The organism is Kribbella sancticallisti (assembly GCF_039530625.1).
Taxonomy (GTDB): Bacteria; Actinomycetota; Actinomycetes; order Propionibacteriales; family Kribbellaceae; genus Kribbella; species Kribbella sancticallisti.
In genome coordinates this window covers 720500-735840 of the sequence record NZ_BAAAOS010000018.1, presented here as the reverse complement: position 1 = coordinate 735840, position 15341 = coordinate 720500, and the positions used below count along the sequence as shown (strand labels likewise).

The window sequence follows — 15341 nt, the reverse complement described above, 5'->3', positions numbered from 1 at the left end:
TCGACGCCCGAAGGAGCGCGCCCATGACGAACGCCAACCACACCCTCAGCTTCTCCGACCCGGAGACCACCAAGCCCGTCCAGCGCGACGCCGCCCGCCTGATGGTCGGCACCGACCTGGCCGCGGAGATGGTGGCGAAGGCGGCCGAGCGGGCCAAGAAGCTGCAGGACGAGACCGGCGTGCAGCCGTGCCTGGCGACCGTGCTGGTGGGGGATGACCCGGCCTCGGCGACGTACGTCCGGATGAAGCAGAACCGGAGCAAGAAGGCGGGCATCGGCTCGCTCAGCGTCGTGCTGCCTGCCGAGACCAGCACCGAGGAACTCGTCGCCGAACTGACCAAGCTGTCCGAGGACCCGACCGTGCACGGCATCCTGCTGCAGCATCCGGTGCCGAGCCAGATCGACGAGCGGGCCGCGTTCGAGGCGATCGCGCCGGGCAAGGACGTCGACGGCGTCACCATGCACGCCTTCGCCGCGATGGCGTTCGGCGAGCCCGGGTTCCGCTCCTGCACCCCCGGCGGCATCCTCCGCCTGCTCGAGGCGTACGACGTACCGCTGGAGGGTGCGCACGCGGTCGTGATCGGCCGCAGCCCGATCCTCGGCAAGCCGGTCGGGATGTTGCTGCTGGCATCGAACGCGACCGTCACCTACACCCACTCCAGGACCAAGGACCTGGCCGACATCGTCCGGACCGCCGACATCGTGGTGGCCGCCGTCGGCAAGGCGAACTTCGTCCGGGGCGGCTGGCTCAAGCCCGGCGCCGTCGTGATCGATGCCGGCTACAACGAAGGCAACGTCGGCGACGTGCACTTCGAGGAGGCGTCCCAGGTCGCCGGCCTGATCACGCCGGTCCCCGGCGGCGTCGGCCCGATGACGATCTCCCTTCTCCTGGAGCAGACCGTCGACGCCGCCGAAGCCCAGCGGCAGACGTCGTAGCAGCACGCACGGAGCCGATTCCGAGACGCTTGTCCACGGGCTGGCCGACCTGGCCTAGTGTTGGACTGTTGATCATCGGCGAACGAGGAGGCAGGCACTGTGGCGGTACGGGCGATCCGGGGTGCCACCCAGCTCGAGGCGGACGAGCGCGAGCATCTGCTCGAGCGGTCCGCGGAGCTGGTCCGAGCGGTCTTGGAGGCGAACGACCTGGGCTCCGAGGACCTGATCAGCATCCTGTTCACCGTCACGCCGGACCTGCACTCGGAGTTCCCCGCGGTGGCGGGCCGGCAGATCGGGCTGACCGACGTGCCGCTGATGTGCATGCAGGAGATCGACGTACCGCACGCGCTGCCGCGGGTGGTCCGGATGATGGTGCACGCGGAGACGCCCCGCTCGCGGGAGAAGATCCAGCACGTCTACCTGCACGGTGCCGTCAGCCTGCGCCCCGACCTGACGGGCGCCCAATGACGGAGCTCCGCGGCCCGGTCCGGATCGTCGGCACCGGCCTGATCGGTACCTCGATCGGCCTCGCGCTCGGACGGCTGGGCGTGGTGGTCGAACTGGTGGACGCCGATCCGGACAGCGCGCTGATGGCCGAGCGGATCGGCGCCGGGTCCCGGCTGGTCCAGATCGAGCCGCAGTTGGTGGTGGTGGCGGTCCCGCCGGACCACGTCGGCGCCGTGATCGCCGAGCAACTCGAGCAGACCGACGCGATCGTGACCGACGCGGCCAGCGTGAAGGGCAAGCCGCTGGCGGACGCGAAGGTTCTGCTCGACGCGAGCGGCCGTTCCGGCGATCTGGCCCGGTACGTCGGCGGCCACCCGATGGCCGGTTCCGAGCGGAACGGCCCACTCGCGGGCCGGGCGGACCTGTTCGACGGCGCGACCTGGGCGATCACCCCGCACGGGACAAGTGATCCGGCGGCCGCCGACCTGGTCCGCCGGCTCGCGGAAGCGTGCGGTGCGCGGACGGTCGAACTGTCCGCGACCGATCACGACCTCGCCGTCGCCCGCGTCTCGCATCTGCCGCAGTTGATGTCGTCGCTCGCCGCGGGCACTCTCGTCGACGCGCCGGCCGCGCACCTGGAGCTGTCCGGCCAGGGCGTTCGCGACGTGACCCGGATCGCCGCCGGCGATCCCGGGCTGTGGACCCAGATCGTTTCCGCCAACTCACCGGCATTGAGCGGGCTGCTGGAGCAGATCCGGGACGAGCTGGACCGGCTGTTGATTGCCCTCGGCAAGGAAGAGGCGACCGACGAGGTCACCGCCGTGCTGAACCGCGGCGTATCCGGCGCGGTCCGGGTGCCCGGCAAGCACGGCACCCCGCACATCGAGCTCGTTCCGATCATGGTCACGATCCCGGACCGGCCCGGCCAGCTGGCCCGGTTGTTCGCGGACGCGGCCGAGTCCGGCGCCAACGTCGAGGACCTGCGGATCGACCACAGCCCCGGCCGCCCGGTCGGTGAGGTCGAACTGTCGGTCAAGCCGGCGTCGGTGGATCAGCTGGTCCGGGTACTGACCGAGCGTGGTTGGGCCGTGCACCGGTAGCCACCGTGCGCCGGTGCCCTCGGTGCACCGGTAACCTTCGGCTCATGATCATCGCTGTTGACGGCCCGAGCGGGTCTGGCAAGTCGAGCACCGCCCGCGGAGTCGCCACCAGGCTGGGACTGCAGTACTTGGACACGGGAGCGATGTACCGCGCGGTCGCCTGGTCGGTGCTCGAGAGCGGCATCGACGCCGACGACGCCGAGGCGGCCGCCACCCGGGCCCGGGAGCTGCGGCTGGAGATCTCCACCGACCCGCGGCACCAGGTCGTGGTCGCCGACGGGACCGATGTCACCGAGGCGATCCGGGACCCGCGGATCAGCGCCGGCGTGAGCCGGATCGCCGCCACCAACCTCGCCGTCCGGGCGGAGCTGATCCGCCGCCAGCAGGCCCTGATCGCCGCCGCCAAGCCGTCCGGCGGCATGGTCGTCGAGGGCCGTGACATCGCCACCGTGGTGGCCACCGACGCGGAGCTGAAGGTGGTCCTGATCGCCGACCAGGACGCCCGGATGGCTCGCCGCAAGGCCGAGTTGAGCGACGGCGCGGTCACTTCCGAGCAGCTTCGCGACCAGATCGTCCGCCGGGACGCGGACGACTCCACGGTCGCGCAGTTCCTGGTCGCTTCGGACGGCGCGGTCACCATCGATTCCACCTACCTGTCCCTGGAGGAGGTCATCGACGTGATTTGCCGACTCGCGAAGGAGGCCGAGGCCGCCGATATGGACTCCGGCGACCAGGAGTCATGACGGCTGACGAAATGACCGGGCAGCACGAGTTGCCCCGCACCGACGACCTTCCGCCGCTTCCACACCGGCTCGGCGGGGCGCTGCGGCACCTGGTGGCGCCTTACATCCGGTGGCGCTACGACCTGACGATCCACCACCAGAGCCGGTTCCCCCTCACCGGTCCGGTGCTGCTGGCCCCCAATCACCTGGGTCTGCTCGACGGGCCGCTGCTGGGGTCCACCGCGCCGCGCATGCTCCACCAACTCGGCAAGATCGAGGCGTTCGTGGGCTTGCAGGGAAAGATCCTGCACCTGGCCGGTCAGATCCCCGTCGACCGTACGACGTACGACGTACTGGCTGTGCGCAAGGCGATCAAGGTGCTCCGCGACGGCAACGTACTGAGCGTCTACCCGGAGGGAACCCGGGGGCCGGGGGACTTCCGCAAGGTCCGGACCGGGGTCGCCTACCTGGCGATGGTGACCGGTGCTCCGATCCTCCCGGTCGCGCTGCTCGGGACCCGGCTGCCCGGGGGAGACGTGGAGCACTATCCCCCGCGCGGGAGCCGGGTGGACGTGGTGTATGGCGAGACGTTCACGGTGGACCGCGTATCCTTTCCCCGGAGGCACGTGGACGTACGCGCGGTTGCCGACCAGATCGGCGACGTACTGCGGGCTCACGTGCAGGCGGCCGTCGAAGCCACCGGCCACCCCCTTCCGGGCGTGCCAGACCAGAAGGATCCTGATGAGTGACCTGCCCACCGGCTACGGCGACGAGTTCGCCGAACCTTCCCACGACCGCGAGGACACCGGCCCGCTGCCCGTGCTCGCGATCGTCGGCCGGCCGAACGTCGGCAAGTCGACCCTGGTGAACCGCATCATCGGCCGCCGCGAGGCCGTCGTCGAGGACACCCCCGGCGTCACCCGCGACCGCGTCTCGTACGACGCCAACTGGGCCGGGCGCGGCTTCACCGTCGTCGACACCGGCGGCTGGGACCCCGACGCCGTCGGCATGGCCGCGCTGGTCGCCGCGCAGGCCGAGGTCGCAATCAACGCCGCGGACGCGGTGCTCTTCGTGGTGGACGCCACCGTCGGGATCACCGACGCCGACGAGGCCGTGGTGCGGGTGCTGCGCAAGTCCGGCAAGCCGGTCGTGCTGGCCGCGAACAAGGTGGACGACCAGCGGGTCGAGTCCGAGGCGATGAACCTGTGGAGCCTGGGCATCGGTGAGCCGTTCCCGATCTCCGCGATGCACGGCCGCGGCACCGGCGACATGCTGGACGCCGTCCTGGCCGCGCTGCCGGAGGCGCCGCCCGAGCGCGACGCCGAGACCGGCGGCCCGCGCCGGGTCGCGATCGTCGGCAAGCCGAACGTCGGCAAGTCCTCGCTGCTGAACAAGGTCGCCAAGGAGGACCGGGTCGTCGTCAGCGACGTCTCCGGCACCACCGTCGACCCGGTCGACGAGGAGATCATCCTCGGCGGCAAGCAGTGGCGTTTCATCGACACCGCCGGCATCCGGCGCAAGGTGAAGAACGTCCAGGGCCACGAGTACTACGCCAGCCTCCGCACCAACAGCGCGATCGAGCGCGCCGAGGTGGTCGTGGTGGTGATCGACGCGTCCGAGCCGATGACCGAGCAGGACCTGCGGATCATGAACACGGTCGAGGAGGCCGGCAAGGCCCTCGTCATCGCCTACAACAAGTGGGACATGGTCGACGAAGACCGGCGCTACTACCTGGAGCGCGAGATCGACCGCGACCTGGTCCAGTTCCGCTGGGCGCCGCGAGTGAACATCAGCGCGCTGACCGGGCGGCACATGGAGAAACTGGTGCCGGCCATCGAGGCGGCCCTGGACGGCTGGCAGACCCGTGTCCCGACCGGCCAGTTGAACGCGTTCCTCGGCCGGCTGGTCGCGGCGCACCCGCACCCGGTGCGCAGTGGCAAGCAGCCGAAGATCCTGTTCGGCACCCAGGCGACCACGATGCCGCCGACCTTCGCGATCTTCACCTCGGGCGCGTTCGAGCCGTCGTACCAGCGGTTCATCGAGCGGCGGCTGCGGGAGGACTTCGGCTTCGTCGGCAGCCCGGTGCACGTCCAGATCCGGCCGCGGATCAAGAAAGCCAAACGGTGACCGCGGTACCCCTGCTGTTGCCCTGAGCCCTTGGTCAGAACAGGTCCTGGAATGGGGTAAGGTAATCCCGCTCGCTTCTTGGAGCGGGTCTCGGGCTGTGGCCTAGCCTGGTAAGGCGCTTGTCTGGGGGACAAGAGATCGCGAGTTCAAATCTCGCCAGCCCGACAGCTGAGAGGGGCACCGATTCACTCGGTGCCCCTCTTGCGTTAGCCCTTCGGGATCAGGCCAACGCGAAGGCGTCCGCGAGGGTGGTGGTCTCGGCGGTCAGCAGCGTTCCGGGGTCGAAGCCCATGCCCTGGAACTGGCCCTCGACCTCGAGGCTGATGACGCCGTGCAGGCGGGTCCACGCGGTGATGGCGCCGGCGAGCGCGGTGCCGCAGACGGTGATCGCCGGTTTTCCGTCGAGGTAGCCGGTGACCCAGGCGCGGACCTGTTCGTCGTCCTTGGCCCAGGCGGTCAGTTGTTTGACCAGCGGCTTCAACGCCGGACCGGGCTCGCCGTCGGCGAAGACCGCGAGGAACGGCCCGAGTGCGGCGCGGGCCCGCTCGACGGTGTCGGCCGGCGCTTCGTAGCCGGGCAGGGGAGCGCCGGCGATCAGCAGGTAGCGATGTGGCGCCTTGCGCGCCCAGCCCCGGAACGACTCAGCCAGTACTACGAGCCGCGCGCGCCCGGCCGCTTCGGAGGTCGCGGCCTGCTCGATCGCGGTGGCGAGGTCGTCGTACGCGTCGCGGATCAGGGCGTGGACCAGGTCGTCGCGGCCGGCGAAGTACCGGTAGAGAGCGGGGCCGGACAGGCCGAGTTCCTTGGCGATCCGGGTCAGCGCGATCGAGGAGACGCCGCCCTCGGCGAGTTGGGCCAGGGCGAGGTCCTTGATCTCGTCCCGGGTCTGCTCGCGGTACCGTTCCCGAGGGGTGCGTGTGGTCATGTGAGCCACTATAACTAAAGTTAATGAGCCTAAGCAGCTCCCTGTCCTTGATTGCGCTGTAATGATGTAATCAGGAGGCGGCAGGATGATGGACGACGACGTACTGGATGCCTACTCCCGGGTGGTCTCGGGAGTGGCGGAGATGCTGATCCCGCGGGTCGCGAGCCTGCGGATCACAGGCCGGCGCGGCGACTCGTCCGGCTCGGCCGTGGTGCTCACCGGGGACGGGCATCTGCTGACGAACGCGCACGTGGTCGGCGACGGCACCACCGCGACCGCCGAGTTCGCCGACGGGACGACGGCGCAGGCACGGGTGGCCGGCGTCGACCGGCTGTCGGACCTGGCCGTACTGCGGGCCGACCGGGCGATCCCGGATCCGCCGGAGTACGGCGACGCGGACCGGCTGAAGGTGGGGAACCTGGTGGTTGCCGTGGGCAATCCGCTGGGCTTGGCAGGCAGCGTGACGGCAGGCGTCGTCAGCGCTCTGGGTCGCTCGCTGCCGGTCCGGTCGGGGTCGGCCAGCAGGATCATCGAGGACGTCATCCAGACCGACGCGGCGCTGAATCCCGGCAACTCCGGCGGAGCACTTGCCGACGGCAACGGCCGGGTGATCGGCATCAACACCGCCGTCGCGGGGATCGGTCTGGGCCTGGCGGTGCCGATGAATCCGACCACCCGCCGGATCATCTACTCCCTGCTCCACGACGGCCGGGTTCGCCGCGCCTACCTAGGCCTGGCGACTACGCCGGCACCGCTGCGCCCTCAGTTGGCCGAACGCTTCGATCAGCGCCGCGCGCTGCGGGTGGTGGAGGTCATCCCCGACAGCCCCGCCGCCGACGCCGGCCTCCGCGCCGGCGATCTGGTCCTGGCCGTCGACGGCACCCCGCTCCGCGACGCGCAGTCCCTCCAGCGCCAACTCTTCTCCGACGCCATCGGCCGCCGCACGGAGATCACCGCCATCCGCAACGACGCCCTCGTCGATGTGATCGCGGTGCCTACCGAGCTGTCCGACTGACCGGACCGCCACGGAGAGGTTGGCCCTCTGCCGCGCGGTGTTCGTTGTCGCGGACGCGCGGTTCGTAGTGGGCGAAGAAGATCTTGCCGACCAGGTCGCGACGGCTGCGGACGCCGGTCTTGTCGAACACGCTCTTCAGGTGTTGCTGCTGCAACCGTGTTCGCCGAGACGAACAGGCGCCCGGCGATGTAGGTGGTCGAGTTCCATGCAGGACCAGGCGCGTGACCTCCTGCTCCCGCTCGGTCAGCCCGTACGCCGCCATCAGCAACGGGGTGATCCGGCTGGGATGAGCCGGCTCGACGATGACTTCCTTGCCGCGGACTACCAGCCGCGGGCGCGCCACTCGGGGAGGGCCGGGCGCTCGGTGCCGAGCGTGGTGTCCGCGCCGTGGCCGGGATAGACCCAGGTCTCGTCGGGGAGCCGGTCGAAGAGCTTGGTCTCCACGTCGTGCAGGAGGGACTCGAAGTTCTTCTTGTCGCCGCGGGTGTTGCCGACGCCGCCGGGGAACAGGGAGTCGCCGGTGAACAGGTGCGGCGGGCCGGTCGGGTCGTCGTACAGGAGGGCGATCGAGCCAGGGGTGTGGCCGACCAACTGGATCACCTCGAGGGTGATCTCGCCGAAGCGGATCGTGTCGCCGTCGCCGACCGGCTCGTCGGTGGGGACCGGGATGCCCTCGGCGTCGTCGCGGCCGGCGACCGTGGTCGCGCCGGTCCGGGCGACGACCTCGGCGAGCGCCTGCCAGTGGTCACCGTGCTGGTGGGTGGTGATGACGCGGCCGATCCCGCCCGAGCCGATCAGGCTCAGCAGGGTGCCGACGTCGTTCGCGGCGTCGATCAGCACCTGCTGGTCGGTCTGGCGGCAGCGCAGCAGATAGGCGTTATTGTCCATCGGCCCCACGGCGACCTTGCTGATCATCAGCTTGGCCAGCTCGTGCGTCTGCGCCGGCCCGCCGACGTGGACGTTGCCGTGATACTCCGTCATGCCGTCTCCTCTATCCCCAAGCCGGTGGTGTGGGCACGTCTCCCGTGAGCGTGCTCCCGTCGCTGCGCCCAAGCACCCAGCTGAGGAGTGCAGCACTACCGCCAGTGATGATCCTTGCATCGCCCGGACGGTCTGGCGACGACCAGGCCGAGTCCGAGCTTCGCAGTACGACTTGGAAGTCCGCCGGCCACCTGCTGGTCACGTAGGTGAGCAGCACGTCGCGGGTCTCGGGCGGCACGTCGTCGAAGGTGTACCCGAGGCCCAGGTCGACGTGGTGCACCTCAAGCTCGTTGAGCCGGGCGGTGACGATCTGGTCCGCAGTACGGGTGGTTCCGCTCGGCCAGGCCACCTCCGCTTGCCACGCCTCGGCCGGGAGGTCCTCGAACCGCTCCAGCAGCCGGGCCTCCGCCGCGGCGATGTCGTCCACGTGTTCTGCGAGGGGTCGTGCCGCGCCTTCCTCGATGTCGGCCTCCCGCGCCTCCACCGAGACATACATCGGCTTGCGGACTCCGGTGAGAGCCCAGTCACACAGATTGACCAGGGCGTCGGCGTTCCGGGCGAGGTGGCTCAGCACGTGCCCGACGGTCCAGCCGGGCAGCAGCGACGGGCGCGGTACGGCGTCGTCCGTCAGCCGGGCGACGGTGTCCAGAAGTCGCCGGTGAGCGGACGCCAACTCCGCGATCAGCCGGGTCGTTGCCTCGGGTGCGACCATGGTCTGACAGTATCGAATATGCTTTCGAAGAGGCCGCAACGACCCGGCGGGGGATCCCGGCGACGTGCTGCGGAAGTTTTTGTCGGAAGGCCTCGTTAGCATGATCGGGCATGTCCCCAGAGCGTGTCCGGAGGCCCCTGAGTGGGCACCCGGACGGCCACGAAACCCTCGAGAACGGCTGAGAGTGAGCTTGTGTCTGACCGTCTGATCGTGCGTGGAGCGCGTGAGCACAACCTGAAGGACGTCTCGCTCGACCTGCCGCGCGACGCCATGATCGTCTTCACCGGACTGTCCGGGTCCGGCAAGTCCAGCCTGGCCTTCGACACGATCTTCGCCGAGGGCCAGCGGCGCTACGTCGAGTCGCTCTCGGCGTACGCCCGGCAGTTCCTCGGTCAGATGGACAAACCGGACGTGGACTTCATCGAGGGCCTGTCGCCGGCCGTCTCGATCGACCAGAAGTCCACCTCGAAGAACCCGCGCTCGACCGTCGGCACGATCACCGAGGTCTACGACTATCTCCGGCTGCTGTTCGCCCGCGCGGGCCGGCCGCACTGTCCCGAGTGCGGCGAGGCGATCAGCCGGCAGACCCCGCAGCAGATCGTCGACCGCGTCCTCGATCTGGACGAGGGCACCCGCTTCCAGGTGCTCGCGCCGGTGATCCGCGGCCGCAAGGGGGAGTACCTCGACCTCTTCCGCCAGCTCACCGGCCAGGGCTTCTCGCGGGCACGGGTGGACGGCGAGACGATCCAGCTGACCGAGCCGCCGAAGCTGGACAAGCAGAAGAAGCACACCATCGACGTGGTGGTCGACCGGCTCGCGGTCAAGGGTTCCGCGAAGCAGCGGCTGACCGACTCGGTGGAGACCGCGCTCGGCCTGTCCGGTGGCATCGTCACGCTCGACTTCGTCGACCTGCCGGAGGACGACGCGCACCGCGAGCGCCGGTTCTCCGAGAAGCTCGCCTGCCCGAACGACCACCCGCTGGCGATCGACGAACTGGAGCCGCGCTCGTTCTCGTTCAACTCGCCGTACGGCGCCTGCCCGGTTTGCTCCGGGCTCGGCACCCGGATGGAGGTCGACCCCGAACTGCTGGTCCCGGACCCGTCGAAGTCGCTCGACGAGGGCGCGATCCAGCCGTGGTCGGGAGCCAACGTCTCGCAGTACTTCGAGCGGCTGCTCGGCGCGCTGGCCAACGACCTGAAGATCAAGACCAGCACGCCGTTCGGGGAGCTCCCGGCCAAGGCGAAGAAGTCGCTGCTGACCGGGCACGACAAGCAGGTCCACGTCTCGTACAAGAACCGCTACGGCCGCGAGCGGTCGTACTACACCACCTTCGAAGGCGTCATCCCGTACGTCGAGCGCCGGCACGCCGAGGCGGCCAGCGACACCAGCCGGGAGCGCTTCGAAGGGTACATGCGCGAGGTGCCCTGCCTGGCCTGCAACGGCGCCCGGCTGAAGCCGATCTCGCTCGCGGTCACGATGGGCGGCAAGAACATCGCCGAGATCGGCGCCATGTCGATCGACGAGGTGCACGCGTTCCTCGCCGACATGGAGCTGTCGCCGCGGGAGAAGCAGATCGCCGAGCGGGTGGTCAAGGAGATCGGCGAGCGGCTGCAGTTCCTGCTCGACGTCGGCCTGGACTACCTGGCACTGAACCGGCCGGCGGGCTCGCTGTCCGGCGGCGAGGCGCAGCGGATCCGGCTCGCCACCCAGATCGGCTCCGGCCTGGTCGGCGTGCTCTACGTGCTGGACGAGCCGTCGATCGGTCTGCACCAGCGGGACAACCGGCGGCTGATCGACACCCTGGTCCGGCTGAAGAACCTGGGCAACACACTGATCGTCGTCGAGCACGACGAGGACACCATCGACCACGCCGACTGGGTGGTCGACATCGGCCCGGGCGCGGGCGAGCACGGCGGCCAGGTGGTCGTCTCCGGCACGGTCGAGGACCTGCGCAACCACCCGGACTCGATCACCGGCGCGTACATCTCGGGCCGTCGGGAGATCCCGATCCCGCCGGTCCGGCGGCCGCTGACGGAGGGCCGCGAGCTGAAGGTGTTCGGCGCGCGCGAGCACAACCTCAAGGACATCGACGTGACGATCCCGCTCGGGGTCTTCGTCGCCGTCACCGGGGTCTCGGGCTCGGGCAAGTCGACGCTGGTGAACGACATCCTCTACACGTCGCTCGCGCGGCAGATCTACGGCGCCCGGACGATTCCCGGCCGGCACACGAAGATCTCCGGGATGGAACTGGTCGACAAGGTGATCCACGTCGACCAGTCACCGATCGGCCGGACACCGAGGTCGAACCCGGCGACGTACACAGGAGTGTGGGACCACGTCCGCAAGCTGTTCGCGGAGACGCCGGAGGCGAAGGTCCGCGGGTACCAGCAGGGCCGGTTCTCCTTCAACGTCAAGGGCGGCCGCTGCGAGGCCTGCTCGGGTGACGGCACGCTGAAGATCGAGATGAACTTCCTGCCGGACGTCTACGTCCCCTGCGAGGTCTGCCACGGCGCCCGGTACAACCGGGAGACGCTCGAGGTGCACTACAAGGGCAAGACGGTCGCGGACATCCTGGACATGCCGATCGAGGAGGCCGCGGAGTTCTTCGCGGCGATCCCGGCGATCTCCCGGCACCTGACCACGCTGAACGAGGTCGGGCTCGGGTATGTCCGGCTCGGCCAGCCCGCGCCGACGCTGTCCGGTGGTGAGGCGCAGCGGGTCAAGCTGGCGTCGGAGCTGCAGAAGCGGTCGACCGGGCGCACGGTGTACGTGCTGGACGAGCCGACCACAGGTCTGCACTTCGAGGACATCCGCAAGCTGCTGGGCGTGCTCGGCAGCCTGGTGGACAAGGGCAACTCGGTGCTGGTGATCGAGCACAACCTCGACGTGATCAAGACCGCCGACTGGATCGTCGACCTCGGCCCCGACGGCGGCCGCCGCGGTGGCACGCTGGTCGCGGAGGGCACGCCGGAGGAGGTCGCGGCGAATCCGGGGTCGTACACCGGCGAGTTCCTCGCCGAGATCCTGCACGGCCGCGCGGCCAAGCCGAGCGCGAAGAAGCTCGCCGCCGCGGCGAAGTCGTCCACCGGTACGACGACCCGCGCTGCGGCGAAGAACGGTGTGGTGGTGAAGAAGGCCGCCGCCAAGAAGGCGCCGGTGAAGAAGACCGCCGCCGCGAAGAAGGCTCCGGCCAAGAAGGTCGTAGCAAAGCGAGCGGCCGGATAGCCGGCAGGAGTCCAGCCGGCCTCGGCCGGCTGGAAGATTCCTGGCGTCGGTCAGGAGCGCCCGGTGCTGCCGTGGCGTTCCTGACCGATCAGGGGCGCGCTCAGGAGAAGGTCTGCCTGGGAGTCTCCAGCGGCTCCACAAGCGTGTCCGAGGCAACGACTTTCGACGCCGCGTCGTTGACCAAACCGTTCTTCGCGCGGTATGTCCTGGAACTTGCCGCGGCGGGAGATCTGGAGCTGGAAGAGCCTCTCGCTGCCCAGGTCGACTTCGCCGAGTTCGGTGCGGCACCCGACCCCCGCCTGCGGTTGCTCACTCCGGCGATGGTGCTGTCCCACCACACCGGCTTCCCGAACTGGCGCCCGGACGGCTCGCTCCTTCGCCTGGACGCGACGCCGGGGGAGACGTTCGGCTATTCCGGCGAGGGATTCCAGCTCCTCCTCAAGGCTTTGCAGAACCGCCGTGGCGCTCCTCAAGTCCTTGCTGAGTTGGAGGGTCTGCTGCGCCGGCTGGGAATGACGCGCAGTTCGTTTGTGGACCACCCGGACCCGGACCGAGCCGTCGCGCACGACCCGGCGGGGAATCCGCTGCCTGCTGTGCCGCGGGTCAAGCTCGGTGCTTACGGCAACCTGGATACCTGCCTGGACGACTACGTCCGCTTCGTGACGAGCACGTTCTGGGGCGACGCGGCAGCCGCAGTACGGGAGTCGATGACGCGCCCGTACTCCGAAGGGCGCGAGGGCGGACGGACCCTTGGTTGGGGATGGTGGTCCCGCTCCGACGGGCAGCAGGTGCTCTGGCAGAACGGCGACAACCCCGGCTTCAAGCACCTGGTACTGGTCACGCCATCGGCCGGTGAGGCCCTCGTGGTGTTCACGAACGGTGACGCCGGGCTCGCGATCACCGACGCGGCATCCGCCTGGTTCCGTGCTGCGGGCGTGCGCTGAATTACCCACATCGTTGCGGCGATCGCCCGTGCGGCGGCCCTGCTGATCGCGTTGACCGGCGCGTTGACCGGCGGTGTGCTGCTGACGGCGCGGCGGTCGGACTGGTCAGCCGGACCACCGGCTGAGAACTTGTGCAGGCGACTGAACCGTTCACGTGATCCGGTCGTTTGTCCAGGTATGGCCGGATTTGGCCGCGTCGGGTACAAAACAGATAGCAGAGCGTTCAACTATTTCCCCTGCAGGCTCTTGGAGGTCCAGATTCATGAGCGACGACAAAACGGCAGAACTCGCCCGGGCGATCGACACCTTGCGTGACCGGCGGGCGGTGCTCCGCGGTGCCGCGGTCGCCGGTCTCGCGGGCGTCAGCGTGCCGTTGCTCGCCGCGTGCGGTGGCGGCGACGAGGCCGGCGGCACGCCATCGGCCTCGGGGTCCAGTTCCGCGCCCGGCACGACTCCCACCTCGGCGCCGTCCTCGGCTCCGTCGTCCGCCGGTACGCCGAGCAGCGGCGGACCGGTGATCGGAGCGGTGGCGGACGTGCCCGTCGGAGGCGGGAAGGTCTTCGACAAGGTGGTGGTCACTCAGCCGACCGCCGGTGAGTTCAAGGGCTTCACCGCGGTCTGTACGCACGCGGGCTGCATCGTTCGGACGATCGAGAACAACACCATCAACTGCCCGTGCCACGGCAGCAAGTTCAGCGCCACCGACGGCAGCGTCCTCGGGGGCCCGGCGACCTCGCCCCTCGCGGCGGTCACCGTGACCGTGCAGGGCGGAAACATCGTCGGCTCGGCCTGACCAGACGTGAGGCCCGGCCCACGGGGCCGGGCCTCACCGCGGACATCCTCAACGGCGGCTCGGGGTGGGCGTGCTGGGCGTCGGGCTCGGGCTGGGGGTCGGGCTCGGGGTGGGCGTGGGAGTGACCGGGTCGGTCTCGCCGCCGAACAAGAGTTTGTTCGGCGAGTCCGTCCCAAGGTTGGTCACCTTGTCCAACGTCGAAGCATCAAGCAGCGCGGCAGTCACCTCGGCCGGCTTCGCCTCCGGATGCTCGCTCAGATAAAGCGCGATCACCCCAGCGACATGCGGTGCCGCCATCGACGTCCCACTCATCCTGGCCTTCGCGTCCGTGCCGCCGATGGCGACCGACTCGACGTCCACCCCGGGCGCGAACAGGTCAACGCACCGTCCCCAGTTGGAGAAGTTCGCCCGAACGTCGTGCTCGTCGGTGGCCCCCACCGTGATCGCCACCGGCTCCTTGGCCGGCGACCCGTTGCAGGCGTCGAAGCTTTCATTGCCAGCAGCAACGGCATAACTGACTCCGGACGCGACCGAGGCGCGCAGAGCAGTGTCCAGAGCCTCGTCAGCCCCACCACCCAAGCTCATGTTCGCGACCGCCGGCTTCTTCGCGTTGGCCGTCACCCACTCGATGCCGCCGACAACAGACTCCGACGATCCCGACCCGGCGCAGTCGAGCACCCGGACCCCGAAGATCTTCGCCGCCTTGGCCAGACCGACGGTCGTACCCGCAACGGTCCCGGCCACATGACTGCCGTGCCCCATGCAGTCGATCCCGTTCTGCCCGTCGCCGATGGTGTCGGTGCCAACCGTCGCCCGATCCGCGAATTCCTGGTGGGTCGGGTAGATGCCGGTGTCGATCACGTAGACGCTGACGTTCTCGGCCGTCGCCGTAGGCTCGAACTTCTGGTTCAGCGGCAAATCACGCTGGTCGGTCCGATCCAGACCCCAGGGCGGGTTGTCCTGATTCGCGGTGATCCTCTGGTTCTGCTGGACGAACGCGACCCGGGGATCGGCCGCCATCTCCTTGGCCTTCTCCTCGGTCATGCTTGCCGAGAACCCCTGGATCGAGGCGCTGAACTGCCTGCGCACCGTCGCGTCGTACGACTTCGCCAGGCTGCGGGTGGTGACGCGGGTCGCCGCGGCGGACTGTTCCCCGGTGAGCACGACGAGGTAGGTGCCGGGGATCGCGGTGGGACTCCCGGCGCCGCGGATCCAGACGTCGGCCGAGGCCGGGTCCATGTCCCGCGCTTGGCTGACCGGAGTGGTGACGACGAGAGCGAGCGCGGCTGCTGCGGCGGTACCGATGGCAAACCGGCGGCGTGTGGTCACTAGGCGCAACACTCCCTCGGGTCAGCGTGGGCTGGCCGCCGCACGCTCCGGATCCTGAACGTCAACCTGAGGGTCAAGCTACGGAC

The 15341-nt window shown here is 69.5% G+C and carries 15 protein-coding genes and 1 tRNA gene; 11 read left to right on the top strand and 5 right to left on the bottom strand.

Annotated elements, in window-relative coordinates:
* Window positions 1-23: 23 nt before the first annotated feature.
* The 7 genes from ABD255_RS13850 (at window position 24) to ABD255_RS13820 (ending at window position 5496) form a co-directional block, all read left to right on the top strand.
* Complete coding sequence (locus tag ABD255_RS13850; protein ID WP_344213648.1) at window positions 24-935, top strand: bifunctional 5,10-methylenetetrahydrofolate dehydrogenase/5,10-methenyltetrahydrofolate cyclohydrolase; 912 nt, start codon at window positions 24-26, stop codon at window positions 933-935.
* Between the two features lie 99 nt (window positions 936-1034).
* The gene (gene aroH / locus ABD255_RS13845) at window positions 1035-1403 is read left to right on the top strand and encodes a chorismate mutase (protein ID WP_344213646.1); all 369 of its coding nucleotides are present in this window, start codon (window positions 1035-1037) and stop codon (window positions 1401-1403) included.
* Window positions 1400-2482 (top strand): prephenate dehydrogenase, encoded by a 1083-nt coding sequence (locus ABD255_RS13840; RefSeq protein WP_344213644.1) that lies wholly within the window; start codon window positions 1400-1402, stop codon window positions 2480-2482. The genes aroH and ABD255_RS13840 overlap by 4 nt, the downstream gene beginning before the upstream one ends.
* A gap of 44 nt (window positions 2483-2526) precedes the next feature.
* Entirely contained in the window at window positions 2527-3225 is a 699-nt protein-coding gene (gene cmk / locus ABD255_RS13835) for a (d)CMP kinase (protein ID WP_344213642.1), read from the top strand.
* Window positions 3222-3953: a lysophospholipid acyltransferase family protein gene (locus ABD255_RS13830; protein ID WP_344213640.1), complete on the top strand. Its 732-nt coding sequence runs from the start codon at window positions 3222-3224 to the stop codon at window positions 3951-3953. The genes cmk and ABD255_RS13830 overlap by 4 nt, the downstream gene beginning before the upstream one ends.
* Window positions 3946-5331, top strand: coding sequence for a ribosome biogenesis GTPase Der (gene der / locus ABD255_RS13825; protein WP_344213638.1), 1386 nt, complete (start codon window positions 3946-3948; stop codon window positions 5329-5331). Before ABD255_RS13830 ends, der begins: the two co-directional genes overlap by 8 nt.
* Window positions 5332-5422: 91 nt before the next feature.
* Window positions 5423-5496: transfer RNA gene (locus tag ABD255_RS13820), tRNA-Pro, on the top strand.
* A 55-nt stretch (window positions 5497-5551) separates the two neighbouring features.
* Here ABD255_RS13820 and ABD255_RS13815 read toward each other — a convergent pair.
* Entirely contained in the window at window positions 5552-6256 is a 705-nt protein-coding gene (locus tag ABD255_RS13815; RefSeq protein ID WP_344213636.1) for a TetR/AcrR family transcriptional regulator, read from the bottom strand.
* Window positions 6257-6341: 85 nt separating this feature from the next.
* On the opposite strand from ABD255_RS13815, the gene ABD255_RS13810 reads away from it, so the two are divergent.
* Window positions 6342-7271, top strand: a complete 930-nt coding sequence (locus tag ABD255_RS13810; RefSeq protein ID WP_344213634.1) for a S1C family serine protease — start codon at window positions 6342-6344, stop codon at window positions 7269-7271.
* Here ABD255_RS13810 and ABD255_RS13805 read toward each other — a convergent pair.
* The 3 genes from ABD255_RS13805 to ABD255_RS13795 are packed head-to-tail and all read right to left on the bottom strand — an operon-like array spanning window position 7252 to window position 8964.
* The gene (locus ABD255_RS13805) at window positions 7252-7614 is read right to left on the bottom strand and encodes a hypothetical protein (protein ID WP_344213632.1); all 363 of its coding nucleotides are present in this window, start codon (window positions 7612-7614) and stop codon (window positions 7252-7254) included. The genes ABD255_RS13810 and ABD255_RS13805 overlap by 20 nt on opposite strands.
* The gene (locus tag ABD255_RS13800) at window positions 7593-8252 is read right to left on the bottom strand and encodes an MBL fold metallo-hydrolase (protein ID WP_344213630.1); all 660 of its coding nucleotides are present in this window, start codon (window positions 8250-8252) and stop codon (window positions 7593-7595) included. The genes ABD255_RS13805 and ABD255_RS13800 overlap by 22 nt, the downstream gene beginning before the upstream one ends.
* Window positions 8253-8262: 10 nt before the next feature.
* Window positions 8263-8964: a maleylpyruvate isomerase family mycothiol-dependent enzyme gene (locus ABD255_RS13795; protein ID WP_344213628.1), complete on the bottom strand. Its 702-nt coding sequence runs from the start codon at window positions 8962-8964 to the stop codon at window positions 8263-8265.
* 192 nt (window positions 8965-9156) lie between these two features.
* On the opposite strand from ABD255_RS13795, the gene uvrA reads away from it, so the two are divergent.
* The 3 genes from uvrA to ABD255_RS13780 all read left to right on the top strand — a co-directional run bounded on the left by uvrA (window position 9157) and on the right by ABD255_RS13780 (window position 13926).
* On the top strand, window positions 9157-12189 hold the full coding sequence (uvrA, locus tag ABD255_RS13790; RefSeq protein ID WP_344213626.1) for an excinuclease ABC subunit UvrA: 3033 nt from the start codon (window positions 9157-9159) through the stop codon (window positions 12187-12189).
* Window positions 12186-13133: a serine hydrolase domain-containing protein gene (locus ABD255_RS13785; protein ID WP_344213879.1), complete on the top strand. Its 948-nt coding sequence runs from the start codon at window positions 12186-12188 to the stop codon at window positions 13131-13133. The genes uvrA and ABD255_RS13785 overlap by 4 nt, the downstream gene beginning before the upstream one ends.
* A gap of 262 nt (window positions 13134-13395) precedes the next feature.
* The gene (locus ABD255_RS13780) at window positions 13396-13926 is read left to right on the top strand and encodes a Rieske (2Fe-2S) protein (RefSeq protein ID WP_344213624.1); all 531 of its coding nucleotides are present in this window, start codon (window positions 13396-13398) and stop codon (window positions 13924-13926) included.
* A 48-nt stretch (window positions 13927-13974) separates the two neighbouring features.
* Here ABD255_RS13780 and ABD255_RS13775 read toward each other — a convergent pair whose 3' ends face one another.
* On the bottom strand, window positions 13975-15255 hold the full coding sequence (locus ABD255_RS13775; RefSeq protein WP_344213622.1) for a S8 family peptidase: 1281 nt from the start codon (window positions 15253-15255) through the stop codon (window positions 13975-13977).
* Window positions 15256-15341: the final 86 nt, after the last annotated feature.